Source organism: Rhodococcus sp. YL-1 (assembly GCF_001942025.1).
Lineage (GTDB): Bacteria > Actinomycetota > Actinomycetes > Mycobacteriales > Mycobacteriaceae > Rhodococcus_F > Rhodococcus_F qingshengii.
The window spans coordinates 5,909,350-5,934,652 of the sequence record NZ_CP017299.1 but is presented as its reverse complement, the minus strand read 5'-3'; the positions used below and the strand labels follow the sequence as shown (position 1 = coordinate 5,934,652).

21 protein-coding genes and 1 pseudogene are annotated in these 25,303 nt (G+C 62.7%); 8 read left to right on the top strand and 14 right to left on the bottom strand.

Going from position 1 to position 25,303, the window contains the following annotated elements; genetic code table 11:
* The first annotated feature begins 6 nt into the window (after positions 1–6).
* Both BH682_RS27665 and BH682_RS27660 read left to right on the top strand, forming a co-directional pair.
* Positions 7–672 (top strand): YoaK family protein, encoded by a 666-nt coding sequence (locus BH682_RS27665; RefSeq protein WP_003943143.1) that lies wholly within the window; start codon positions 7–9, stop codon positions 670–672.
* Between the two features lie 39 nt (positions 673–711).
* Positions 712–2,337: a cation:proton antiporter gene (locus tag BH682_RS27660; RefSeq protein ID WP_050654985.1), complete on the top strand. Its 1,626-nt coding sequence runs from the start codon at positions 712–714 to the stop codon at positions 2,335–2,337.
* Here the strand turns inward: BH682_RS27660 and BH682_RS27655 are convergent, their stop codons facing one another.
* On the bottom strand, positions 2,338–2,775 hold the full coding sequence (locus BH682_RS27655; protein ID WP_050654986.1) for a DUF2867 domain-containing protein: 438 nt from the start codon (positions 2,773–2,775) through the stop codon (positions 2,338–2,340).
* Positions 2,776–2,828: 53 nt separating this feature from the next.
* Here BH682_RS27655 and BH682_RS27650 point away from each other — a divergent pair, with 53 nt between their 5' ends.
* Both BH682_RS27650 and BH682_RS37120 read left to right on the top strand, forming a co-directional pair.
* A complete protein-coding gene (locus BH682_RS27650; protein ID WP_050654987.1) occupies positions 2,829–3,401 on the top strand; it encodes a TetR/AcrR family transcriptional regulator in 573 nt (190 codons plus the stop codon).
* A gap of 179 nt (positions 3,402–3,580) precedes the next feature.
* Positions 3,581–3,709, top strand: coding sequence for a hypothetical protein (locus tag BH682_RS37120; protein WP_003943237.1), 129 nt, complete (start codon positions 3,581–3,583; stop codon positions 3,707–3,709).
* A 61-nt stretch (positions 3,710–3,770) separates the two neighbouring features.
* Here BH682_RS37120 and BH682_RS27645 read toward each other — a convergent pair whose 3' ends face one another.
* Positions 3,771–4,655 carry an SDR family oxidoreductase gene (locus BH682_RS27645; RefSeq protein ID WP_058038408.1) on the bottom strand — a complete coding sequence of 295 codons (885 nt, stop codon included), beginning with the start codon at positions 4,653–4,655 and terminating at the stop codon, positions 3,771–3,773.
* Between the two features lie 56 nt (positions 4,656–4,711).
* Between BH682_RS27645 and BH682_RS27640 the strand changes: the two genes are divergently transcribed.
* Positions 4,712–5,038 (top strand): winged helix-turn-helix transcriptional regulator, encoded by a 327-nt coding sequence (locus tag BH682_RS27640; protein ID WP_007730275.1) that lies wholly within the window; start codon positions 4,712–4,714, stop codon positions 5,036–5,038.
* A gap of 8 nt (positions 5,039–5,046) precedes the next feature.
* Here the strand turns inward: BH682_RS27640 and BH682_RS27635 are convergent, their stop codons facing one another.
* The 6 genes from BH682_RS27635 to BH682_RS27610 form a co-directional block, all read right to left on the bottom strand.
* Complete coding sequence (locus BH682_RS27635) at positions 5,047–6,108, bottom strand: alpha/beta hydrolase (protein ID WP_007730276.1); 1,062 nt, start codon at positions 6,106–6,108, stop codon at positions 5,047–5,049.
* Between the two features lie 83 nt (positions 6,109–6,191).
* Complete coding sequence (locus BH682_RS27630; RefSeq protein ID WP_075835521.1) at positions 6,192–7,661, bottom strand: cellulase family glycosylhydrolase; 1,470 nt, start codon at positions 7,659–7,661, stop codon at positions 6,192–6,194.
* An 80-nt stretch (positions 7,662–7,741) separates the two neighbouring features.
* A complete protein-coding gene (locus BH682_RS27625; RefSeq protein WP_075834787.1) occupies positions 7,742–9,865 on the bottom strand; it encodes a phosphocholine-specific phospholipase C in 2,124 nt (707 codons plus the stop codon).
* Between the two features lie 104 nt (positions 9,866–9,969).
* Positions 9,970–11,715 (bottom strand): Ig-like domain-containing protein, encoded by a 1,746-nt coding sequence (locus BH682_RS27620; protein ID WP_223304472.1) that lies wholly within the window; start codon positions 11,713–11,715, stop codon positions 9,970–9,972.
* A gap of 29 nt (positions 11,716–11,744) precedes the next feature.
* Positions 11,745–12,887, bottom strand: coding sequence for an Ig-like domain-containing protein (locus BH682_RS27615; RefSeq protein ID WP_075834782.1), 1,143 nt, complete (start codon positions 12,885–12,887; stop codon positions 11,745–11,747).
* 269 nt (positions 12,888–13,156) lie between these two features.
* Positions 13,157–15,094, bottom strand: coding sequence for an O-acetyl-ADP-ribose deacetylase (locus BH682_RS27610; protein ID WP_075834780.1), 1,938 nt, complete (start codon positions 15,092–15,094; stop codon positions 13,157–13,159).
* 78 nt (positions 15,095–15,172) lie between these two features.
* Between BH682_RS27610 and BH682_RS27605 the strand changes: the two genes are divergently transcribed.
* From BH682_RS27605 to BH682_RS27595, 3 genes are all read left to right on the top strand, one after another.
* Positions 15,173–15,853, top strand: a complete 681-nt coding sequence (locus BH682_RS27605; protein WP_075834778.1) for an NUDIX hydrolase — start codon at positions 15,173–15,175, stop codon at positions 15,851–15,853.
* 61 nt (positions 15,854–15,914) lie between these two features.
* Positions 15,915–17,039 carry an NAD(P)H-dependent amine dehydrogenase family protein gene (locus BH682_RS27600; RefSeq protein ID WP_007730283.1) on the top strand — a complete coding sequence of 375 codons (1,125 nt, stop codon included), beginning with the start codon at positions 15,915–15,917 and terminating at the stop codon, positions 17,037–17,039.
* Positions 17,036–17,515: a carboxymuconolactone decarboxylase family protein gene (locus tag BH682_RS27595; protein ID WP_003943220.1), complete on the top strand. Its 480-nt coding sequence runs from the start codon at positions 17,036–17,038 to the stop codon at positions 17,513–17,515. The genes BH682_RS27600 and BH682_RS27595 overlap by 4 nt, the downstream gene beginning before the upstream one ends.
* A gap of 1 nt (position 17,516) precedes the next feature.
* Here BH682_RS27595 and BH682_RS27590 read toward each other — a convergent pair whose 3' ends face one another.
* The 6 genes and pseudogenes from BH682_RS27590 to BH682_RS27565 form a co-directional block, all read right to left on the bottom strand.
* The gene (locus BH682_RS27590; RefSeq protein WP_054781717.1) at positions 17,517–18,305 is read right to left on the bottom strand and encodes an SDR family NAD(P)-dependent oxidoreductase; all 789 of its coding nucleotides are present in this window, start codon (positions 18,303–18,305) and stop codon (positions 17,517–17,519) included.
* Positions 18,295–20,041: pseudogene (locus tag BH682_RS27585) on the bottom strand (N-acyl-D-amino-acid deacylase family protein). Before BH682_RS27585 ends, BH682_RS27590 begins: the two are co-directional and overlap by 11 nt.
* Positions 20,038–21,699, bottom strand: coding sequence for a class I adenylate-forming enzyme family protein (locus BH682_RS27580; RefSeq protein WP_075834776.1), 1,662 nt, complete (start codon positions 21,697–21,699; stop codon positions 20,038–20,040). Before BH682_RS27580 ends, BH682_RS27585 begins: the two are co-directional and overlap by 4 nt.
* A gap of 19 nt (positions 21,700–21,718) precedes the next feature.
* Complete coding sequence (locus BH682_RS27575) at positions 21,719–22,759, bottom strand: NAD(P)-dependent alcohol dehydrogenase (RefSeq protein WP_075834774.1); 1,041 nt, start codon at positions 22,757–22,759, stop codon at positions 21,719–21,721.
* Positions 22,756–23,910: a serine hydrolase domain-containing protein gene (locus BH682_RS27570; RefSeq protein WP_007730288.1), complete on the bottom strand. Its 1,155-nt coding sequence runs from the start codon at positions 23,908–23,910 to the stop codon at positions 22,756–22,758. The genes BH682_RS27575 and BH682_RS27570 overlap by 4 nt, the downstream gene beginning before the upstream one ends.
* Positions 23,907–25,295, bottom strand: coding sequence for a flavin-containing monooxygenase (locus tag BH682_RS27565; protein WP_007730290.1), 1,389 nt, complete (start codon positions 25,293–25,295; stop codon positions 23,907–23,909). The genes BH682_RS27570 and BH682_RS27565 overlap by 4 nt, the downstream gene beginning before the upstream one ends.
* Positions 25,296–25,303 lie beyond the last annotated feature (8 nt).

Below are 25,303 nucleotides of genomic sequence, written 5' to 3'. Positions count from 1 at the left end.
CGTCGGGTGACGGGATACAGCAGGTCGCTGATCGGCCTGGCGACAGCGCTCGCCGGGTTGGCCGGTTACGTCGACGCGCTCGGATTCATCACGCTCGGTGGGCCTTTCGTTTCGTTCATGAGCGGCAACATGACGCAGGCGAGCGTCGCATTTGCCGACGGGGTGTGGTCGACCGCGAGAGTTGCCGGCGGAATCATCGTGCTCTTCCTCCTGGGAATCGCGCTGGGAACCGTCGTCACCCACTTCACGGAGCGCTATTCGGTCCGGGCTCGCAAGGTCACGGTGCTCGCGGTTGTAGCCGGGCTGCTGTCCATCGGTTCGGTGATGAGCAGCCTCGACGTCACCCCCGGCGCGATCTCGGCGATGGCCTTGGCGATGGGAGCCGTCAACTCGGTGTTCCAGCGCGACGGCGAGGTGACGATCGGTGTCACGTACATGACCGGTGCGCTGGTCAAGATGGGCCAGCGTCTGACCGGAGCCTTTCTGGGTGGCCCGAAGTGGGCGTGGCTGCAGCACTTCGGGATGTGCGCGGGGTTGATCGCGGGCGCGGTGGTCGGTGCGCTCGTTCATCGGTGGATCGGTCTTCACGCTCTGTGGCCCGCATCGGCGTTCACGGTTGTTCTGATCGCCGTTGCCTGGCAGGTCTCGCCCCCGTCTCCGGCAAAGGTGTAGAAAGAGCCAGACACAAATCCGGGGGTACAGGGGGAAGCAGTGGATGCTCTGATCATCGTGGTGCTCGGACTGCTCGGAATCGTCGCGGCCTCGACGCTCGGAGCGCGGATCGGAGTCGCAGCACCGTTGATTCTGGTGATGGCCGGGATCGTTGTCAGCCTCTTACCATTTGTCCCAGCAGTGGACATCGACCCGGAATGGATTCTGGCAGGCGTGCTTCCGCCACTGCTGTACTCCGCCTCGGTCTCGATGCCGTCGATGGAGTTTCGGCGTGAGTTCGGTGCCATCGGTGGGCTTTCCGTTCTGCTCGTGGTCGTGAGTGCGCTTGTTCTCGGTGTGTTCTTCTCCTGGGTGATACCAGGACTCGGTATCTGGTGGGGCATTGCACTCGGTGCGATCGTGAGCCCGACGGATGCCGTCGCGACGTCCATCGTCAAGAAACTCCCGGTCTCGCCGCGGGTGGTGTCGATCCTCGAAGGCGAAAGCCTGCTCAACGACGCCACCGCTCTGGTTCTGTTGCGTACTGCCATCGCCGGGGCCGCCGCATCGGTGTCGCTGTGGAGTGTGTTGGGCAAGTTCGCTTTTGCCGTCGTCGTGGCCGCGGTCATCGGAGTTGTCGTCGGCAAGGTCAACCTGATGGTTCGCGCCCGTGTCACCGATTCGACGGTCAACACGGTCATCTCGTTCACGGTGCCGTTTCTGGCGGCGATCCCCGCCGAAGAGTTGGGTGCGTCAGGGTTGGTTGCTGCAGTCGTGGCCGGGCTCGTCACCGGCTACGACGCTCCTCGGAAGCTGTCACCGCGACACCGGTTGTCCGACTCCCAGAACTGGCGCACAGTCGAATTGGTCCTCGAAGGTGCGATCTTCCTGGTGATGGGCCTCGAACTCTCGTCGATAGTCGACGATGTCCGGGTCGACCACGAGGGCATATCCACGGCGGTCTTCGTGGCGGCGGGTGCACTGTTCCTCACGATCTTGGTGCGGGCTCTGTACGTGGCCCCGCTCCTGCGAGCGCTCCAAGCGCGGGCGAATTTTCGTGAACGCATGAAACCCAGACTCTCCGACATCGCGAATCGCCTCGACAATCCCGAGGATTACCCGCCAGACGAACGACGCAGCAGGCGCCGGGCACCTTCGGCGAATCAGATGGAAAGGTTCAAGGTTCGGGTTCGGCGGACGGTTGCCGATATCGACTACTACCTCGCTGCGCCGTTGGGATGGCGTGAAGGCACGATCGTCATCTGGGCCGGCATGCGCGGGGCGGTCACTCTGGCTGCAGCGCAGACTCTGCCGGAAGACACCCCGAGTCGATCGCTCCTGATCTTGGTTGCGTTCCTGGTGGCAGCAGGCTCGTTGATCCTTCAGGGTGGGACGTTGAAGCGCGTCGTAGTGGCGACCGGTCCGGCAGCGCAGGACCTCACCGAATCCGAACTAGACGAGCATCGCAGGTTGCTCGACCTCCTCGAAGATGCTGCTGCGAGTGTCGTTCCGCCAGAGGGTCGGTCGAAGAAGAGGATCCGCCTCGACGTGATCGAAGCGCAGCGTCAGGCACTGCTCGACGCACGTGACGATGGCGTGTTCGACGCACGGATGCTCGGATCGGCACTTGCCGCGCTGGATGCCGATCAGATCAGTCTCGAACTCAGGGGCGGCCCGGACGGTTGATCACGTGCACAGGCGCTTTCGAGCAGACGTCATCATTGCCCGCGTGATCACGCCGTGCAGTACCTGAACGGGGGCGAAGTAGATTCGACCCGCGCGGTTCTTCAGCTCCACGGCGGTGACGACGTGCAGGAGGCCGGCGTCGTTGTCGGCCTGAACCGAGGCGACGAATCGTAGGTGTTTCTCGTCCGCTTCGATGAGGGCCTCGCCGTCGGCGATCTTGTCGACGGCAAAGGTGTCGGGGCGTCCCTTGGCGATGCCGAGCAGTCCGACTATCCGCTCCCTGAGCCAGAACATCGCGAGGACGGGTGCGGGGACATTCCTGACGTCGAAGACTGCCTGCGCCCACTCCTCGGATGTATGGGTCGGAACAGCCGGGATGGTGATCGTGGTGGCTTCTGCCCAGTCCGGTGCAGGCATTGCCTTGAAAGCGAGTGTCATTTCGTCCTCCGTACGGTGCCGTATGGAACTTACCCATACGGTACCGTACGGAGGTGACGAATGCCCGCGCCCGACTCTCTCGTGACCAGTGGATCGATGCAGCTTTCCAGGCTCTGACAAGCCATGGGCCTGATGCAGTTGCAGTGGAAAAGGTGGCGCGCACGCTCGGATCGACCAAGGGTTCCTTTTATTGGCACTTCGCCAACCGCGACGAATTGCTGCAAGCTGCGCTCGGCCGGTGGGAAGTTTTGGCAACCGAGAGACTGATCTCCTCCGTCGAGTCCTCTGGTGAACCGGCGGAGGTGAGGTTGCGTCGTCTGGTGGATTCGGTCACGACCGGATTGGCCGGTCGCCGTGCGGAGTTGGAACTGCTTGCCGGGATCGGCCATCCTTTGGTTTCGGCGGCGGTTCGACGTGTCACCGAGCGTCGAGTTACCTACATCGTGACGTTGTTGGTCGATCTGGGGATGGACAGGCAGAAAGCGGAACATCGTGGCGTACTTGCCTATTCGATGTACCTGGGGCAGATGCAATTGGTACACAGTGCGCCCGATGTGGTTCCTGGCAGCGGTGCGGACGCTCAGGCGCTCGCCGACGAGTTCGTGAATATGGTTCTGGCCAGGTAAGTCCGCCGTCGAACGCAGCGTGATCTGCGCATCACCCTGCGCTTTCAGGTGAGGGACCACACATTGCGCGTAACCCATAGTTACAGATACTTTGAGGTCAGCTGAAGTGGGGTGCCGGATATGTCGACATTTCCCGGAGGCGCAAAACCGTTTCACGACAGGAAGAAAGGTGACTCACCATGAGCGTTGTGCTTATTTCGTTGCTGGTCGCCGCTGGACTCACCGTGCTGGCCACCAGTGACGGTGCCGGTCTGGACTTCGGGAGTCGGCAGCTGAACCGCCAGTTGAAGACCCGCACGCACCGGTAACCCCGGAAATCGGCCGGCTCCACGCGATACTTCGCGGAGCCGGCCGATTGCGTTGCTCCGGTCAGTTCACTCCGAGATCTACCAGCCAGGCCCGGGTGCTGCGGGCGACGATGCCCAAGGCAACGGCAGAACCCGTCGCGGAGTCGAACGCGACGCTGTCGGCAGATTCGAGTCCCGTGTAGAGCTGGGAAACCCCGGCTGCTGCGCCCCCTCCGATGATCGGCGCAATCGACGCACCGAAGGCATCGGGCGTCACGGCTTCGAAAGTTACCGCGCGCGAGAAGTGTTCGGCGAATGCCTCGGCCAGTTCGATGCCGGTGATCGCCGGAATCTGTCCGATGTCGACCGCGTCCGGTGCTACGTCGAGAGTCAGGGCCGCAACGGCTGCATCAGCGACGTCGAGATGTGAACTCCATGCGACCGCGAGATCGGCACGCAGTGGGTAACGCAGGACCCCTTCGTCTTTCACCCCCGACAGCACGGTGGGCAGAAGAAGATTCTCGAGGAACAAACGCGGGGTCAGGACGGTCACCGCGATACCTTCGGCGCGGAGTCCGTCGACGAGCTCGGAGAGAACGGGTGTGTTGGGACCGGCAAGCGGCGAAGTAGCGTCGCGGGTCACCGTGCCGCTGGTAGAGATCACGAACCGCGAAGGACCTGTCACTCTTGCTGCTGCCAGAACGTTGTGGGCGTAACCAGCTAGCGTCTCGGTGTCACCGGCGAGTGGCAGGTGGAAGAACACCCCGTCTACCCCGCGATAAGCGTCGGCGAGAGAGTCGACTGACGCATTGTCCGCGACGACGGTGTTCGCACCCTCGAACGTCTGGTCGGGGTTGCGGGTGATTGCTCGGACTTCGGCACCTGTCGATCCGGCGAGAGCCGCGACCAATCCCGCGAGAACGGGAGAACCCTGTGCGCCGGTGGCGCCATGCACTGTGTAAGTCATGACGCCTATAGTTCAGATTGGGAACCAGTTACTTCAAGTGAACTAATGGGGAATCGATGAGTGAATCAGGTCACGAGCTTCCGGAGTGCGGCGTCGCGCGCTTTCTGCTGGTTCTGGACGGACCGTGGGCAACGCTGATCGTTCGTGAGCTCACGCACGGCCCGATGCGCTTCACGGAACTACGACGCGCATTGCCCGGCATCAGTCCCAGGACACTGTCCGCCAGACTCAAGCGATTCGAGGAGTTCGATCTGGTGACCCGGACTGCCTACGCCGAGGTGCCGCCGCGAGTGGAGTACGAACTCACCGCGACGGGGATGGAACTGCGCTCCGTGCTCGAAGCGATGGTCGAGTGGGCGGATCTGGCACTCCCCGTTTCGTGACCCTGCCCTCAGTGCGGGCCCGAAAGTCCAACCCGCAGAGCGCCGCAGGCCTCGAACATCGCATCTTGACCGGTATGGCCGACACCGGTGGTGTTGACGAAGGCATGGATCAATCCACTGTGACGCCTGAGTGCAACCGGGACTCCGGCCTCTCGCAGCCGGTCCGCGTATTCCTCACCCTCGTCGCGTAGTGGGTCGAAACCGGCGACGGCAACGTACGCGGGCGGTAGGCCGGCCAGGTCCGGAGTGAGCAGCGGTGAGACTCGCGGGTCGAGAGCCGAAGCGCCGCCCGACAGGTAATGGGCTGCATACCAGTCGAGTTGGGCGTCGGTGAGAAAGAAGTCGGTGCCGAACATCTTGTGCGAAGGGCGCTTCGACGAAAGGTCCACCCAGGGGAAGAAGAGCAGTTGGAATACTGGTTTGACGTCGTCTTCGGTCGTGGACTGCGCGACGACGGCAGCCAAGTTCCCACCCGCGCTGTCTCCGCCTACCGCAATGGATTTCGGATCTGCACCCAGATCTGTGGCATGCTCGACGCAGTACCGGAATGCGGCGACGGCGTCATCGACCCCGGCGGGGAACGGGAACTCCGGTGCTAACCGGTAGTCCACCGACAACACACTGACCTCGCCGTGGCGGGCCAGGAAGCGGCACACACTGTCGCCGCTCTCGAGGCTGCCGAGGACGAACCCGCCGCCGTGGAAGTACACCAAAAGTGGAGCGGGCGTTGAGACTCCGGCCGGGCGATACAGCCGAGCCGGAATCGCGTGATCCCCGGCCGGGATCTCGAGGTCACGTACCGTCTCGATGTCGATGGGCGTACCGCCGAACAGTCGCGATTCGGCGTCGATCTGAGCCCGTCCCTCTTCGACCGGAAGATGCTCGAAGCTCGTACCTTCGACCGCTGAGAGCAATCTCAGCGCAAGCTGGATCTCGGGGTGCAGAGTCTGCCCGTCGATCTCCTTCGGCTTGCCACCGAGAATGCGCTGCGCGCCGGTCGGTAAGGCGCCGACGACATCGAGCACCACCCGCGCAACACGATCTTGGACAGACATCTTCTCCGTGGACATACTCGCCTTCCGTCGGCCGATCACCCGTCGCTTGTACGTTACGAAAGAACCGGACAAATATCCAGGAATCTCGGCGCTCGCGGTCAGCTTGCCGGCGTCACCGTGACTGTGACGGGGCCCGCGTCGTCCGCGGTTTCCACTGTGAGAAGCCGGCTTTGGGGGTTCCAGTTCACGATGTCGGCGCCCGCGACGTCGACGCCGCCGGGAAAGCCGCTCTCGGGTAGATAGATCTCGGTCGGTGCCGTTACCGCGGGGTCCGGGGTGAACGTCAGCTGAAGGCGGTCAACGGTCGAGGACCATTCGGTGGGTGTGCCCGCGACGGCACGCGGATACGGCTTGTTCAGGGTGTCGACGAGGAGTGTCTGCGATCCGTCCGGCAGGTACGGGCCCCAAGGACCTGGATCACTGGACCAGTAGGAGACACCCGCGCCGAGGTCTCGGGCGGTCGTGTAGACGCGGTCGATGTAGTCGGTTGCGCCGGGCAGTGTTGTGTCGAGCCCGAATTCGCCGAGAATGATCGGAACGCCGCCGAGTACGTTGCCTGCGATGTGTTCGACGCTGTCGCGCCAGGTGTCGATGGTCGCGTCGGTGAGTGTGCGTGAGAGGCCGGAGTATCCGTCACCGAGGTCGAGGGGCAGCGGGTACAGGTGTGGGCAGTAGGCGATTCGCTGTTCGCCGGCTCGTGGGTCGTTGATCTTCGTGAGCCCGCTGGGGACACCTTGGTTGACGCCGACGGCCTGCGGGGCCACACACACCCAGCTGTCCTGATCAACTTCCCTGATGGCGTTGGTGGTTCGCTGATACAAGGCAGCGAGGGGCCCACCTTCGAAGGCGGGGCCTTGGAGGGAACCGCCCCACGGCTCGTTCATCAGGTCGTATGCCACGACGGTGTCATTGCCTGCAAAACGTTCGGCCACCGCCTGCCAGGCGTTCGCGTAGTGCTCGACCAGTTCGGGATGTTGGCCGGTGGTGTTCCAGAAGTTGTCGAATGCACGCATCACACCGGGTTGGACGTAGTACAGCTCCCAGCGGTCTTGAGGTGTGACCGGAAGGCCGTCCATGTAGGTCGCCCAGGCCGGCGCGCCGTTGCCGATGTTGCCGGCGCCGTTGCCGCTGTTGCCCTCTGGTGTGATCGCGCCGGAGTAGACGTCCTGATGCATGTCGAGCATGACCTTGTAGCCGCGCTCGGCGTACCAGCTGACCCGGTCCTCGACGCGGTCCAGATATTCCTGGTCGTACTGTCCCGGCTCTGGCTCCACCGAACGCCAGGAGATCAGGAAACGCACGAAATTTGTTCCCATGTCGGCATGTTCGCGCTCGAGATCGGCTTCGGTGAACTTCGGCATGCCGTCGGGTGCGCTCTTTGCGCTCGACGCCGTGTTGAACCCTCGCAGGATCAAGGAGCGCCCGGCGTCGTCGGTCAGGTACGACGGTGGCACCGACGTGCCATCGGCGCTCCCCGACGTGGGCAGGCTGCCCTGAGCCGCGGCAATTCCGCCGCCCAGTATCAGTGAGCCCGCGACTATCAGTGCTGAGAGCGGGATACGACGCACGGAAACTCCTTCTGGGTGTGTGGATGGATTGACTTGTCCGAATGGGGATTCGGCCCTGGGCTTGAACGCTCGGTGTCGATTCACGTCGGTTGGCTTACGCTGGTCCGCCCGTTTTCGATGTGTCCGACGAGCACGCGCTTGAATTCAGGATCTTCGTCGACCGTCACGGTGGCCTGATACCAGCCGTCCACCGACGCCACCGCCCACCGGCCGCGTGCGCCGGCAGCGAGCTTCCGTCGGTCTCCGTCGACGTCGACGGAGAGTGCACGACTTCCGGAATTGTTCGCGGTCAGTACAAGCGCGCGCGTCCCTGCGTCGATGGTTGTCGAGACGTCGAGCGAGGCTGCCGCACTGTCTGTAGCTCCACTGAACTCGCGCCTGAAACCATTGGGACCCAACAGGGTCAGGCTGTAGACGCGATCACTGAGCGCAACGGTGTCATCGACCTCGCCCAGGAGGTCGTAATGCCGTGGCTCGTCGAACTCACCTGCGTACGGGTACAAGGCCAGGTGAGTTGATGCGGCACCGGCATTGACCAGATGGACCGTCAACGAGCCGGTTTCCGGGTTCACCGTCGTGTAGGCGTCGGGCTGATAGGGAAGGGCCCGTGCTGGTCGAGTGCCGCTTTCCTGCAGGGGCATTCTCTGTTCGGTGGGAGGTGTTGGCGTCCATCGCGGTTCCAGCGGCGGTGTGGGTTGCGGGCGCGCCAACGTCGGCCGGCTACGCGGGTTGGCGAAGTCGAACGCCGACGTCAGGTCGCCACTCACCGTGCGTCGCCACGGGTCGATTTCCGTTTGCGTGATTCCGAACCGCGTCTCCAGGAACTGCGTGACGGACGTGTGGTCGAATACTTGTGAACAAACGAAACCGCCAACAGTCCACGGCGAGATAATCGTCATCGGCACCCGCGGGCCGAGACCGAGCGGCTGATTGCCGACCCATTCGGCTTCGACCGAGCGCGGCGGTCGAGGTGGCGGTACATGGTCGAAGTACCCGTCGTTCTCGTCGAAGTTGACGATCACGGCCGTCTTCGCCCACAGATCCGGATCGGACGCGATGGCGTCGAGTACTTGATAGAGCAGTGTTGCGCTCGCCGCAGGTGACGAACCCGATGGATGCTCCGAATCCACCTCGGACGGAACGAGATAACTGACTTGCGGCAGTCGGCCCGACTCGACGTCCTTCCTGAACTCGGCGGCCAGTGTGCCGGGCCGGGATCGGTACAGTGCGCGATCGTAGAGTTGGCGATCAGCAGGCGACAGTTGGTCTGCGGCATTCGCGAGGGCCAGTACCGCTGCGTCCTGGACCGGCGCCGGCATCGACGGCAGGGCGAGATAGAACCCGGCCAAGGTCTGGATTTCGTAGGGGAGCAGGCTTGGCCGACCAAGCAGCCCTGCCGCCACTTTCTTGAAGGCAGTGAAGTATTCGAGGTTGTTGTCTCCGAAGTTGTCCCACTCCTGGTAGGTCTTCCAGGAAATGCCGGCGGACTGCAACCGCTCGGGAACCGTCGTCCATCCGTAGCCGGCGTGCCAGGGGTTGTAGGCCGCATTGGTTACAGCTCGTCCCCCGGGACCGGGTGGATCCGAAGGCAGGACCGACTCGGTCGGATTAGGCGAAAGTGGCTCGTATCCGGTGTATCCAGAGACCCAATAGTTCCGGTTGGGGCTCGTCGATGTCGGTACGGAGCAGTGGTAGGCGTCGCAGATCGTGAACGCGTCCGCCAGTTCGTAATGGAACGGGATGTCTTGCCGGTCGTAGTACGCCATTGTCGTACTGGTTTTTGCCGCGATCCAACCGTCGTGCCAGCCGTCGGCGAGTGCGGCATGTCCGCCCGCCCAGCTGTGGTCGAGTCCGGTCACGTTCTGGGTGTCCATGCGTTGTGCCGCAGCGGAATCGCGGATGGGGAAGGGGAGCACAGGACCGGTAGGACCGGGTTGTTCGAAGACGCTGTTGCCGCTGCGTAGACGCAACGCATTCGGATCACCGAAGCCGCGAACACCCCTCAGCGCGCCGTAGTAGTGGTCGAAAGATCGGTTCTCCTGCATGACGAGGACTACATGCTCGATCGAATCGAGCCCGCCGGAGTTTGCGGGTGTCGCCAGTACACGTTGAAGCGACGGCGGCAGAAGGGAAGTAGCGGCGACTGCAGTTGCACCGACCCCGGCGGCGAGAAACGACCGTCGAGAAAGAGAATTCCTGGACACTTGTGCTCCATCGATAAATCAATCAGTTCTATGACCACGGCCGCAACAGGCTGCTGCCGCTGCTCCGAATCGGTGCAGCGGCAACAGTGTCGAGAAGAATTCGATCAGGAACCGAAGAGACCGCCCAGTGAACCGAGGCTGCCCGAACCGCCGTTCCCGCCGTCGTCAGGCGCAGCAGAAACCTTGACGACGGATTCGTCCGACGCGGACTGTGTGAATCCACTTCGCCCGGCGTATGCCGCCTTGATCCGATGATCGCCCGTCGATGCGAAAGTGTGCGTCAGTCGCGCCACTCCATCGACTCCGACGACAACGGGCTGTCCGATGGGTTGGTCGCCGTCGTAGAACTGAACCGAGCCCCCGCCGGGGTTGGGGGTGACAGTCGCGGACAGTTCTGCCGCGACATTCTGCTTGGTCGTCGCGGGAGCTGCCAGTGAGGTCGAGGTGGTGACATCGGACGGTGCGGGATCAGACACGGTGACCGTTTGAGCGGATGCCATCGACGGCATGAATCCTGTTGCGCCGGAGTAGTAGGCCGAGACGGCATGAGATCCAGCCGAGGTGAAGGCATGTTCCAGAGTGGCTGTGCCGTCAGCGCCCACCGGGATCGGAGCGCCGATATCTGCAGCGCCGTCCTTGAACTGGAGAGTGCCACCGGCGGGTGTCGGCGTGACCTGCGCCCTCAGCGACACCGATATGCCCGTCTTCGCATCGGTAGGAACGTTCACGGCAGTGTCGGTCTGCTTGACGACAGGTGCGGCAGTCACCGTGACCATTGCCTCGGTCGAGTTGGAACTCTGGAATCCGTTGACGCCCTGGAACGTTGCGGAGACCCGCGCGGTTCCGGCGGTGAAGAAGGTATGCGGTAGCCGGGCAGTGCCGTCGGCACCGGGCGTGACCGGTGTACCGACGTCGGCGCCGTCCACCCTGAACTGCACGTTTCCGTTGACCGGAGCCGGATCCACCTTTGCGACAAGCTCGGTCGGTGTGCTGGCTTGGATCGAGCCGGGCATCTGGATCGTGGTGGTTGTCGGTTGGCTGACGTAGATGGTGGTCAGGGCCTGCCCACCGGCGTTGAGGCCGGAGTTCCTGTTGTCCCGCGGGGAGCAGTTGTAGCGCTCCCAGTAGTTGACTGTGAAGACATCCTTTTCGCGCTGGACGAATGTGAGCGCATTTCGGTCGTCGTCGTAGTTGGCGGAACCGGGATCGGAAACCCTCAGCGAAGGCTTGATCTCGGTACCGGCCGCACCAGCTTTGACCGTGACGTCGACTGCGGGGAGTCGGAACTTGGTGTTGGCACCGACGATGATGCCGTCACTCGATCGAACTGCGGAGGACGGACCGTTTCCGGTGGTCCGATTCGATCCGGAGATACGCAGGTGCGTACCGGATGCCGATGGATTACCGCCGTCGTCGATCCGTGTGACTGTCGGAGTGGCACTGTCGGATCCGAGGCCGTACGCACTGTCCGCCACAAGCTGGGAACTCACGAATTCGACGCCGGACGGGATGTCGAAGTCGTACTTGATCCGGGCCCAATGTACGACTCCACGGCTGGCATGACCGCCGCTGTTTGCCTTCATCTCGTTCGGCTGCACGCGGTAGGTGACGGTCTCACCTGGTGCCGCGGTGGTCGGCGCGGTGATGGTGACTCCCGAGCCGAGTGTCTCGTTGAACGTGATCGGGCTTGCCACACCGTCCATCTCGCGCACATGGCATGCAGTTGTGAAGGCCACGCTCTTGGTCTCGGGGGCAGCCGAGGCGATCCCGCCGCCGACGATGGAGAACAAGCCGCCGGCCAGTACCGAGACGGTTGCAATCGCAGAGCCGCGTAGGAGTTTCGAGTTCATCGTCGAATCCTGGTTTCTGTTCACAGTTTTCACGACCCGAATCCGGGGGTACCAAGGCTGCCGAGGCTACCGGTGCCAGGCTCGGGCTCGGACGGTTCGACGACGTTGATCGTCACGGCGCCCGACATCGACTCCATGAAACCGGCCGATCCCGTGTAGTACGCCGTGATGTTGTGGTCGCCCGCTGTTGTCATCGTGCGGTTGGCCTTCGCGACGCCGTTGACGACGGCCACCGGAGCGCCGAGGTCGACCCCTCCGTCGCGGAACTGCACTGTTCCTCCCGACGGCCACGGAGTGACCGTTGCCGTCAACTCCACGGAGTCACCGACGACAGCTTTACCGGGTGCGTCGATTCGCGTCTGTGTCTGAGCGAGGCTGGAGTCGACGTTGATCACGGCGAGCGGCCGGCCGCCGGCGTTCAATCCGGCCGAACGATTGTCGCGTGGTGAGCAATTGGTGGTCAGCCAGTATTTGACGCCGCCGAGCAGGGTCTCCTGCTGCAGGAAGGTCAGGTAGTTGGCGGCACTGTCGTAGGAACCCGAGTTGGAGTCGGACACGCGCAGCATGGGCTTGATCTGGGTGCCGACAGCCCCTGACGTGACGGTGACGTCGACTGCCGGGAGCTGGAACGTCTTTCCTCCTCCGACCTCGATTCCGCCGCCGCCGTTGTCGTCGGTGTTGGGTCCGTTGCCCGCCGTGATGTTGTTGCCGGAGATACGAAGATGCGTCCCATTCGGATCGGGTGAACCGGCATCGTTCACCCGCGTGATCGTCGGGGCGACCCCACCCAGATTCGAGCTGGTGCCGGCCACGATCTGCGCCCCCACGAAGGAGGTGCCTGCGGGGATGTCGAAATCGAACTTGAGACGCGTCCAGTTCACGACGGACCTGAGGTCGTAACCGTCCTTGGGGACCGTCATCGGCTTGGGCGCGAGGCGGTATGTGAAGGTGGAGTTCGGCGGGACCACGGCCGGCGCACTGATCGTGACGCCGGAATCACGCGTCTCGTTGTGCGTGATCGGTCCGGGGAACTGCCACCCGTGGCACGATGCCGTGAACGGAAGGTCCACATCAGCGGCGGACGAGACTCCGGTTCCGCCGATCACGAGGGCAACGCATCCGGTCAACGACGCGGCCACCCCCACTCCTCGGCGCATCAACGTCGACACCATTCACATTCTCCTTGAGTAGCGCTCGACAAGATCGAGCTCTCGGCTTGAAGCCGGGTCCGAGAACCGGCCTCGAGCTGACAGAGAATCGAATACGTCTCGTCGTTTGCTCACCACCAGCTCAAACCCTGGAGAGGAGTAGAACACAGAGCGAGCCGCAGAATATGCGATTCGGACAAATTGTTGGACAAACGTCCAACCGGTGAAATTTCTCCACTTCTCCGACCGCTCTGCACTGCTTTAACGTGGCGTGAAGTGGGCCCGGTAAACGGTCAGGCGATCGCGTGGCGCATCAGGTCTGCCGTCTCCTTGTTGAATGCGACCAGTGTGACCGTCTCGACCTCGGTCTTCGCCGCGCGAATCGCTGAAACGGCCTGTCGGACGGCATCTTCCTTCGGCCAGCCGTAGACCCCTGCCGAGATCAACGGAAAGGCGACGGTACGGGCGCCGATCGAGTCGGCCACGGCGAGGCTGCGGGTGTACGCCGACCGAAGCAGACCGGAACGGTCCTCGGAGCGCGAATACCTCGGGCCGACGGTGTGAATCACGGCCTTGGCGTGCAGCTTTCCGGCGGTGGTGGCTACGGCCGCACCCACCGGCAGGCCGTCGGGAAGGCTGGTGTTGCGCAATACCTCGCAAGCCTTCAGGATCTCCGGTCCCCCGGCACGGTGGATCGCGCCGTCGACACCGCCGCCGCCGAGGAGCCTGGAGTTGGCCGCATTGACGATGGCGTCGACGGTCAGCGTCGTGATGTCACCTTCGACGACTGTAATAGCGGGCATGGATCCTCCTGTGTATCCGACGGCTGTGTGTCCGACGGACGCGTTTCCGACTGCCGTGTTCCAGAGTTCACGCTTCGGGCGAGCCCACGGCATAGCCGAGCGTACGTCGTAGGGGTCACGTCCGATCAACATCGAGTATCGCGCTGCAACCGACGGCGTGCGACTGTGCGCCTGAACGCAATGGAGGAGTACGCGCTTTCCCTCGGCCCGCAACGCCTGGACGGTGCGCGCTGCGTCGTCGAGAACGAACTCGAGGTTGGCGTTGGAATCGTGACCGTCGTCGACCAACCAGAACTCGACGTGATCAGGGGCGACCTGTCGTGTTCCCATGCGGCACAGGCTGACCACGGCGTCGTAGTCTGCAGTGGACACCGCATCGACGCCGCCGAGCATGACGCCGTCGTCGTGCGGGTGCGTCGTCAGGTGGTGGGTTCCGCGAAACCTCGAGTAGTCGAGTTCTGCCGTCGACGGCCATCCGTTCTTGTCGTCGGTACCGCCGCGAGCAGTCTTTATTGCCAGGCGAATCAGATCGGAGGAACGGTATCCCGGCCAGCCATGCATGATTCGGCGCCAACGGGCGGGAACCGCCGACGCTCCCCAGCGGGCGCCGAGGAGGCCACCCGCGATGGCCGCCGTCGTGTCGGTGTCCCCGCCGGCTCTTACTGCCGCTTCCAATGCGTACTGGAGGTGGCGAGCATCGCCATTGTCCGTGGAAGTGATTGCCCACCAAGCAGTCTGAAGTGCATGCACCACCCAACCGTTCTTGGAGAAGTCCTGCGGGTTCCCGGTTTCGGCCTGATCGAGCAGCGGGCCCCAGTATTCGGCGACGTCCTGATCGGCAACGGAGAGGAAGCCTCGAACACCGTCGAAGTTGCCGGCGACAACGGCATGGCGGATGGCATGGGTCCACAACTCGCACGCCTGTCCGGCACGCGGGTCGTCGTGCGTGAGTGAACTGATCCGGTGCGCTGCCGACCTGGCACCTTCTGCATCGTCCAAGTAGGAGAGGGCGACGGGAGCAGTCCGCATGAGCGAGCCGTTGCCGGCTTTGCGGCCGCTGATCGCCCGCGCACGATCCGCCATCGCCGCTGCGCTTTCTGAGCGGACGGACAACACTGCTCGCGTCTGGTTGCCGATGTCCGCGGGCTTCGAGTCGTACCACCGGATGAACTGTGCTGCAATGGCATCGAGACCGTCAGCGCTTCCGATGTCGATTCCGGTAGCGGCCACCTCGGCGATCGCAACTGCCATCGAGGTGTCGTCGGTCCATTCTCCCGGCGCCCAGTCGAACGGGCCGCCACCGATCATGTCGATCGTGACCTCGGCCTTCGGGTAGGTGAATTCGTAGCCGGCGCCGAGTGCGTCTCCTGCTGCGGTGCCGAGCAGAACGCCGGCCGCTCGATCGGACTGCTGTGCGGTGAGTTTCATAGCCACCTCTTCGGTTCGCGATGATCGTTTGATCAACTTTGCGCTAACCATAGATCATGTTTGAGATAACATGCAAGGGTGAATAAATGGACAGACACGAGCGGCAAGGGATTGACGGACTATCCGCGTCCGTCTGTGGCAGTGGACGTCGCGGTGCTGACGTACAGCGGTGGATCTCTGAAAGTTCTGGTGGTTCGGCACCGTCTCGGTGCGCTGGCGCTACCGGGAACATTTCTGCACGAACGCGAATTGCTCACGGCCGCAGCCGATCGTGCCCTGTCGGTCAAGGCAGAGTTGGCCCAGACGAGCTTCCACCAGTTGGCGATCTTCGACCGACCGGACCGCGACGACCGTGGATGGGTTTTGTCGGTCGCACACACGGCTTGCCTACCGGAATCGGCACTGCCCGATTCGGCGCTTCTCGTCGATGTGTACGACGACGAGGCAGTGAGCGGACTCGCATTCGATCACGCCGACATGGTGCGACTCGCGGTCACGGACCTACGCACGAGGTATGCGTCGTACGTGGATCCGGACGGATTGTCGGGCGGGACGTTCACCGTCGCCGAACTTCGGGGACTCTACGAGGTGATCTTCGATCGTCCGTTCCAGAAGGACAGCTTCCGCCGGCAGGTGTTCGACGCGCTCGAAAGTACCGGCGAGATGAGCAGACCAGGTAACGGCCGACCCGCCGAGACGTACCGGAGGCGGGGTGAGGGCGCACTGACTGCGCAGGCAATGGCATTTTTGACCGGATGAAGTGAAACGAATTCTTGCAGTTCTGCTGACCTGACGCGCTGAGCTGGGTAATGTCCGATTGATGGGTGCAGTTTCGAATGAAGCCGAGTCCAAGATTCCGACTGTCGTGTGGGGTACCGGCAACGTCGGGCGTGCATCGATTCGCGCTGTGACAGCCAATCCGGCCCTCGAACTTGTCGGCGTCATCGTTGCGAACCCCGAGAAGGTCGGGCGAGACGCCGGTGACCTCGCCGATCTGGGAGTGCACCTGGGCGTCGCGGCTACCGACGACGCCGATGCCGTGCTCGCAGCGTCTCCCGGCGCGGTGGTCTACGCGGCGTCCGGCGACATTCGGCCCGACGACGCGGTTGCCGACATCACGCGGGCACTGGCCGCCGGAGCTGTGGTGGTCACGCCGTCCGTATATGCGCTGTACGACCCGAAATCTGCGCCTCCCGAACTCCGTGATCCCGTCGAAGCTGCTGCCAAGGCGGGCGGCGGGGCTCTGTTCGTCTCCGGTATCGACCCAGGCTGGGGCAACGACATCCTGCCGATTCTCGTCAGCGGGCTCGCGGGGACAATCGACCAGATCCGGTGTCAGGAAATCTTCGACTACACGACCTACGAACAGCCGGATTCTGTCCGCTACCTGATCGGGATGGGTCAGCCGATGGACTACGAACCTCCCATGGTCGCGCCGACCGTACCCACCATGGTCTGGGGCGGGCAGATTCGGCTCATCGCGCGGGCACTCGGGGTGGAACTCGACGAGATCCGCGAGACCTTGCTGCGCCGCCCGCTCGAGGAAACCGTGTCGACCGAACATATGGGGGAGTTCGCGGTCGGCACCCAAGGCGCACTGCGATTCGAGGTTCAGGGAATCGTCGGCGGGGAACCCCTGATCGTGATCGAACACGTCACGCGTATTCATCCGTCCTGTGCCCGCGACTGGCCGCTCCCGCCCGACGGCGGCGACGGCGCGCACAAGGTGATCGTCGAAGGACGACCACGAATCGAGATCAACGTCGAAGCCACCGATGAAGGTGGAAACCGCGCGGCCGGTGGAAATGCCACGGCCGTAGGACGTCTCGTCAACGCAATTCCCTGGCTACGTCAGGCTGAACCCGGTCTTTACGACGCGCTGGACGTTCCGCTCACACCCGGCGTCGGCAAGCTCGGTGCCCGAAACTCGGAGGTACTCACATGAATATCGACATACCCGAAGGCAAGAATCCGATCGGCTACGTGTGGGGAGAGATGGTCCCCGGCATCGGACCCGCGGCCGCCGGGTTCTCCCAAAAGGTCTACACGGACGGCACTCTCGGACTCCGCGAGTTCGAGGCGGCCAGGCTTCGGATCGCTCAGATCAACGGGTGCATCTTCTGTCAGGACTGGCGCACCGAGCGTGACGGCGAGACTGTGGAGTCGACGTTCGATCAGTCTGTCACCGACTGGCGCACCACCGATGCCTTCGACGACAGGACGCGCCTCGCTGCCGAATACGCCGAGAGATACGCCCTCGACCACCACGGGCTCGACGACGAGTTCTGGGAACGTATGACCGCTCACTACTCCCAGCGAGAAATCGTCGAGTTGAGCATGTGCCTCGGATCGTGGTTGGCCTTCGGCCGGCTCAACCACGTCCTCGGCCTCGATACTCAATGTGTGTTGCCCGGCAACTGAACTAGTTGCCCAGCGTCGTCAGATCCGGGTAGTTCGAGACCTCCCAGCCGCCGTCGACGACCAGACTGGTTCCGGTGATGTACGAGGCGTCGTCACTGGCGAGATAGAGGCAGGGGCCCGCGATCTCGTCGGGAGTTGCCGCTCGGGACATGGGGATTCGGCTGAGAAACATGTCGCGGGCGGGTTCGTAGTTCATGACCGGCGCGACCAGTGGCGTGTCGACCAGGCCGGGCAGAACTGCGTTGACCCGGATTCCCGACGCAGCCAGTTCGATCGCGGCATTCTTGCTGAACATCTCGACTCCGGCTTTGCCTGTCGCGTATGCACTCCCGTAGGGGCTCGGCACGTGCGCGTTCAATGAGGACACGTTGACTATCGCACCACCGCGACCGCGCTCTCGGATATGCCGCGCTTCATGTTTGGTGCAGAGGAAGACGCCCTTCTGAACCAGGTCGATCGTGAAATCCCAGTCGGCCTCCTCGAGGTCGACGATCTGCCCCACCCTCGACGCACCGGCAACGTTGAAAGCCAGATCGATACCGCCGAATTCCGCCGCCGCCGCGGCAAGGGCCTCGGCAACATCGGATTCCTTGGTGACGTCAGTGGGAACGGCGAGGAAAGCCCCGCCCTGCTGGGAGGCTATCTCTTTCAAACCCTCTGCAGCGATGTCGATTCCAGCTACCTGTGCGCCTTCGTCGATAAGCCTTAGTGCGATGGCTGCACCGATACCTGATGCTGCTCCAGTGACGACTGCTGTTTTACCGGCAAATCTGGACGTGTTAATGGGCACCTGCTTTCAAGAACTTTCCGGTTCGGCGGTTGCCGAGAACGGGTGCTGCTTCTCCGTCGCCGAAGACGTACTCGCCGCCGACGAACACTGCGGTGACGGTCTGGTCGTTGCGATTGACCATGCGGGAGAGGTTGTCGTACTCCACAACCGGGCTTTCCGCATAAGTGTCGAGCGAATCGTCGAGATGAGCGGGATCGATCACAACCAGGTCGGCGCGATCACCTAATCGAAGGTGCCCGGCATCGACGTCGTACCACTCGGCGAGTTCACCGGTGAGACGATGCACCGCTGCCTCGACGGTCATGAACGGACGGCCGACCTTTTGGGCATCGTAGACACGTCGTAGTAGGCGTAAGCCGAAGTTGTAGAACGCCATGTTGCGCAAATGCGCTCCGGCGTCGGAGAACCCGAGTTGGACACCATTGTCCTGGGCGAACTTGTCCAGAACCTCCGGCCGGTGGTTCGAGATGGTTGTGCGCCAACGCACTTTCGTGCCGTGTTCGAGGACCAGATCCAGGAATGCATCGACAGGGTGGAGGCCGCCACGTTCGACGCCGACCTGCCCGAAGCTCTTGCCGACCAGGGATTCGTCGGGGCAGGACACGATCTCGGCGTCGAAGAAATCGCGATGCCAAACTTTGACACCGAACTTCTGGTCGTAGTCCTTGCGGAATTGTCGACGGTAATCCTCGCTCTGCATGAGGACGTTGCGTTCCATCTCGTCGGTCAGATGCAGTGCTGCAGCGCCGGATCCGAACTCCTCGAAGACAACCAGGTCGATGCCGTCGGCATATACCTCGAAGGGAACTGGCAGGTGCTGCCAGCGCAGGTCGCCGCCGAGTCGATTGACCAAGTGTGCCAGTGGGCCGAGTATCACCACGGCCAACTTGTTGGACTTGATGTCGGCCGCCGAAAGCATGCTCGTCTTGAGTCGCTTACGCCAGATACCCGCGCTGGAGAACGCCATCGCTCCGGTACTCATCGGGTTGGAGAGGTCAGGTCCGGCCTGAAATACCCGTCCCCGACGGCGCAGGATCGCATTGAGTCGGCGTCGTTCTTTCGTGGTTGCATACGTCGACGGCAGCGTGCGTGAGCGGCAGGTCTCGCCGTCGAGTTTGTCGAACAACAATTGCTGACTGGACATCCCGACGAATCCTGCGTCGAGAGCTTCGGTCAACTGTGCTTCCCATCGACGCGAGTTCGGCGTCTGTGGGATGGATGTCCTTCCTGGTAGCACGATCCAGTCCCATCTCGGCGGCCCGCATATCGGAGTGTCCGATGAAGGCTGCAACGTTGGGACCTAGCGGAAGCGCCTCTAGTGCAGCAACATACTCGCTCGCAGAGTTCCAGGTCTTGGCACGGTTGAGTGCGTCGACGACGTGCTTACGCGGAATTGCCTCTACTCTGCCGAAGAGATCACCCGCGTCGGAGGGGCTGGCGTGAATGGTGGACAGGGAACACGATCCGACAAAGATCGACGTGACCCCGTGTCTGAGCGATTCGCTCAGTGCCGGGCCTTCGAGGATCTCGACGTCGTAGTGGGTGTGGATGTCCACGATGCCCGGGATCACCCACTTGCGTCTCGCGTCGATGACACGGGGACAGTCGGTTTCGTCGAGTGGATCGAGGGAGATGGCAGTAACCAACCCATCGCGGATACCCAGATTGCGGACAGCTGGTTTGGCCCCGGTGCCGTCGAACCACAGACCGTTGTTGATCACGGCGTCGTAGGTCATGAGAGAACCACCTTTGCACGTATCGTTTTTCCGGTTGCATTGCGGGGCAGAGGAGTTGTGCTCAGTTTCCACTTCACCGGCACCTTGAAGTAAGCCAGTCGTTCGGCGACGTAGTCGCGTAGTTCTTCTTCGCCGGCGGCTCCCTCACTCCGCAAAACGACGACGGCTGCAACTTCTTGGCCGAGGTCTGCCGAATCAATGCCGATCACAGCGCATTCGAGTACGGCGGGATGCTCGTCGATGGTCTGCTCGATTTCGAGAGGGTAGACGTTCTCGCCGCCGCGCAGGATCAGATCGGACCTGCGACCCGTCAGACGGAGCCGGCCGTCCTCGAACACTCCGAAGTCGCCGGTTCGGAGCCATCGATCAGGACCGATAGCGGCTGCAGTCGCGGTCTCGTCGTTCCAGTACCCCAACATCACATAGGCGCTGCGCGCACAGATCTCACCTTCCTCGCCGTCGGGGACTGCAACACCGAAGGGGTCGCGCACCTCCACGCTCACCCCGATGATCGGCCGGCCGAGAGTTCCGGGGAACGCGGCAAGTTCCGGTGGTGTGGCAACTGAAATGCCGGTGGAGGATTCGGTGAGCCCGTAGCTGTCGACCAAGGTGTGCTGCGCAAAAGGCAGTCGTGCGCGCAGTCGGTCCTGCAAGGCCGGAGATGACGGCGCAGACGCGAGCGCAAAGGCGCTCAGTGAGGTCAGGTCGTACTTCTCGAGACTGCCGTACTCGAGGAGACGGGTTGCCATGGTGGGGACCACCGCCCAGTTTGTGACCTTCTTGCGTTCGACGAGGGAAAGGACTTCGTCGACGTCGAAGGCGCCCTGATGGATGACCACCGCTCCGCCCGTCGCGAGTCGTGGGATCGCCAGGTTATGCAGGCTTGCAATGTGAAACAGCGGCGCGGTCAGCAGATACCGCAAGTCACTCGGTCGGCCGTCGCTGGGTTTGCCGGTGAACGCCGCAGCGAGGCGATCGCTGTAGCGGTGGTAGTCGATGACGGCCAACACGTTTCGGTGACTGTGAACAGCCCCCTTGGGGCGGCCGCTGGTTCCGCTCGTGTACAGGATGACGGCCGGATCGTCCTCGTTGACGGAAGTACGGGGCAGTGTCGATCCCGAATACTTCTCCATCAAGGTAGGTAGATCTTCTTCCATCGTGAGTACGGGAACATCGGTGTTCAGTTCGGAAAGAATCTGCGCGCGTTTGGCGTCGGCGATCACCACTGTGGGGGTGGTGTGATCGATGCCGTACGCCACCTCGCGGGCCACCCACCACGAGTTGAATCCGACGGCGATGGCACCGAGGGACTGAGCCGCCCAGAAGGTCATCACCCATTCCGGCGTATTGGCAGCAAGTATGCCGACCCGATCACCCTTGCGGACGCCGTACCGCTCGCGCAGCGCCGTCGCCAATGCTGCTACGGCCTCGCCGTGCTCGAGGTAGCTGAAGCGTCGGTCCTTGGTCACCAGATAGTCGCGTGATCCGTAGTCGAAGGATGCAGCGAGCACGTCGCCGAGTGCCTTGTCGCGGTTCTTCATGACGGGCATCGAACTGCCCAGTACATCCTCGACTTGCATCTCGAAAGGACCACCGGGGCCGGTCAGCCCGGCCATGACGGACGCGATGAATGCTTGTGTATCAGCGGAAGTAGTCACGTGAAGTGCCTTTCGAAGATTAGGGTACGAGCACTGCGCGTCCGGTGACCTTGCCGTGTTCGAGACGGTCGAGTGCGTCGCGGGCATCAGCGAGGTCGAAGCGGGCTACTTCTACCGTTACCAGACCGGCCTGTGCCAGGGCGATGGAATCGACGAGGTCGTTTCTGGTGCCGCCGTACGACTTCCGGATCGATGCGCCCCACGGCCAGCCTGGTCCGCCGGCAGCTTCGGCAGTGATTCCGGGGTTTCCGCCTCCGAGACCTACCATGCGATACGCGCCGTTCGGCGCAACCGCTTGAACGGACATCTGTGCAGTTGCGTCGATACCGACGAAGTCGAAGATGACTTCTGCGCCTCTGGCCGATGTGAGGTCGAGGATGTGCTGCGCGGTGTCCGGTCCCGATTCGAGCGTGATGTCGGCGCCGCAACGTTTGGCGAGATCGAGTTGATCCTGTTCGACATCGACGGCGATGATGCGCACGGCACTGATCGCGCGAAGTATCTGTACTGCAACGTGACCGAGTCCGCCGACGCCGATCACGACGGCGGTGGCACCGGGCTGGAGATGTTCGCGGGCACCGCGAATGGCGTGGTAGCTCGTCAGCGCTGCATCGGCGAGTGGTGCGGCCTGCAGGAAGTCGAGGTCGCCGATGGGTACGAAGGAGTGAGCCGGGATCTTGACGTACTCGGCCATCCCGCCCTCAGGGCCGAGTCCGGGGCAGGGCGGCATCGCGGTGCGTCCAGCGGCGAGGCACATATTCTCGTTGCCGCTCATGCATTCTCGGCACTGTCCACATGACCAACAGAGGTAGACGACGCCACGCTCTCCGACGGAACGGCCGTCGACGCCACTCCCGACGGCTTCGATCGTTCCGGCAATTTCGTGGCCGATTGTCAGCGGTTCTTCGCGCATCTTGTACGGAAAGTGCAGGAGATGGAGATCGGAGTGGCAGATTCCCGCTGCGCCCACCCGAATCAGTAGTTCCGACGGGCCGATCTCCGGGACCGGCACGTCGTTGATTTCCAGGAGCCCGGGCCCCATGAGCTGGGCTGCCTTCATGAGCTGACCTCGCTGACCTCGGAGTTGTATGCGGCGCTCAGGTACGCGTTGCTGCGGTCGGATCCGATCAGACCCGGTGCCATCTTGTTCATGACGTAGGCGAAGGTCATCCGTCGGTCCAGATCGTTGACCAGCATCGAGCCGCCGATACCTGCCCACCAGCAGGTGCGTCCGTCGGGAATCAGTGGCGCGGTAACCGGATGTGGCAGTCCGTAGCCGATGCCGAACTTGAGTGGTGTCATGATCCCGAGATCGATACCGTCGGCTTGGATCTCGAAGATCAGGTCGATGGTGCTCTGCGAGAGCAGCTTCCGGCCGTCGAGCACACCACCGTTCGAGATCAGGGATTGGACCCGAGCGATAGAACGTGCGTTGCCGTGGCCGTTGACTGCGCCGATCTCGGCTTCCCGCCAGGGTGCGGTGTTGACCTCGGGGTAGTCGAGCAGTGGGCAGGTCAGGGTCTTGATGAAGATGCTGTCCTGGTCGAGCGTGGACAGGTCGAACTCCAACGCGGGCGGCGGAACCATGGTGGCGATTCGACCGAAATGCTCTGCGGACGTGCCGATATGGAAGTCGGCTCCCAGTGGACCGGAAAGCTCTTCGGCAAAGAACCTGCCGAGAGTTCGCCCGTCGATGCGACGAATGACCTCACCGACGAGATGGCCGTAGTTGATCGCGTGATAGCCCGACGCCGTACCCGGGGTCCACCAAGGCTTCTGGGTAGCGAGGCGAGCGGTGGACGCCTCGAGGTCGTAGATGTCCGTCAGTTCGATCGGGCGCTCCCAACCGGAGACGCCAGACGTATGCGACAGGAGGTGGCGAACTTCGATGTCTTCCTTACCGTTTGCCGCAAATTCGGGCCAGTAGTGAGCAACTTTCTGGTACACGTCCAATTGGCCGCGTTCGACCAGCAGGAGCGCACACAGGGCCGTCATGGTCTTGGTGATGGAGAACGTGTTGACGATGGTGTCGCTGCCCCAAGGAGTGGTACGGGATTCGTCGGCGTACCCGCCCCAGAGATCGACCACGGATTCTCCGTCGACGGTGATGGCAACGGAGCCGCCGAGTTCTTCACCGGATTCGAGTTGAGCCTCGAAAGCCGCTCGGACGGCGTCGAACTCGTTGTCGCAGTGACCGTTCACCAGACTCATGCGCGATCCGCCTTCTCGAGTTCGTGTGCTGCTGCACGCGCGGCAACAGGTAGCTTGTTTCCGGAGGCCGCAGCACGCTTGGTGCCCTTGGCGATTTCCTTGTTCATGTTGCGGACGTAGGGATCGAACTCGAGCTGGATGGTGTGCCGCGGCGACTTGTAATAGGGGGCGAGGAAGTACGCCTCGTCGGCTTTGGTGATCTCCTGCATCTCGTTCGCGGACGGCAGTTGGTATTTACCGGTGAGGTAGGCCGCGACGAGCTTGCTCTGCTGCTCGGCGAAGTTGACGAGCGTCGGCATGGGCTGCGCGAGTCCCATGAAGAAGAGGTTGTCGATTCCGGGCTTCATCATTCGTTTGAACAGTGGGAATCGGTTGTCCTTGTCCGGCAGCAGATTCGGATCACTGAAGAAGGGGAAGCTGATGTTGTAGCCGGTGGCGCAGATGACCACGTCGACGTCCTCGGCGGTGCCGTCCGCGAAGTGAACCTGCTTTCCGTCGAGTTTGGTGATGGCAGGCTTGAAGGTTATGTCGCCTGACCCGGCGCGTCCGAGGAACTCGCCGCTGGCCGACGGGTGGGCCTCGAAGGGGCGGTGGTCCGGCTTCGGCAGACCGTAGCCTTCCATCGTTCCCAGATTCTTGCCGAGGAATCGACGACTCAGGAACAGTCGTAGACCACGCGGCATCCAGGGCGGGGTGATCAGTTTGTCGCCGGGTACACCGCCGAGATATTTCGGCAGTACCCAGACTCCACGGCGAGCCGACACGATGAGCTTGTCGGCGAGGTATCTCTGGCCCAGTTCGGAGGCAATATCCAAGCCGGAGTTGCCCATTCCGACCACGACTACCTTTTTGCCGCGCATGTCGACCGGGTCGAACGGGTCGTTGTAGCTGTGGCTGTGCATGAGGACCCCGTCGAACTCACCTGGGTAGTCCGGGATGTTGGGATCCCAATGATGTCCGTTGCAGACCATCAGGACGTCGTAGGTGCGAACTTCGCCGTCCGAGCGCGTGATGGTCCACAGCCCGTCTGTATCACGTTCTGCTGCAACAACACTGGTGTTGAAGATGATCGACTCACGCAGTCCGAAGTGCTCGACGTAGTCCTTGAAGTACTGGAAGAGTTCGGAGTGGTGCGGGAAGTCGGGAAGGTCAGCGGAGACCGGGAAGTCCTCGAATGCCAAGCGCCACTTCGACGTGTCGATATGCAGGCTCTGGTAGCAGGCCGACATCCCGTTGGGATTCTTGTAGTACCAGTTTCCGCCGACCTCGTCGGACGCTTCGTAGCAGTCGAAGGGTATTCCGAATTCCTTCATTCGCTTGGCCGTCGTGATTCCGGTAGGCCCGGCGCCGATGATGCACACGCTCGGCAAGGGGGAGGGGCTCATTCGCCATC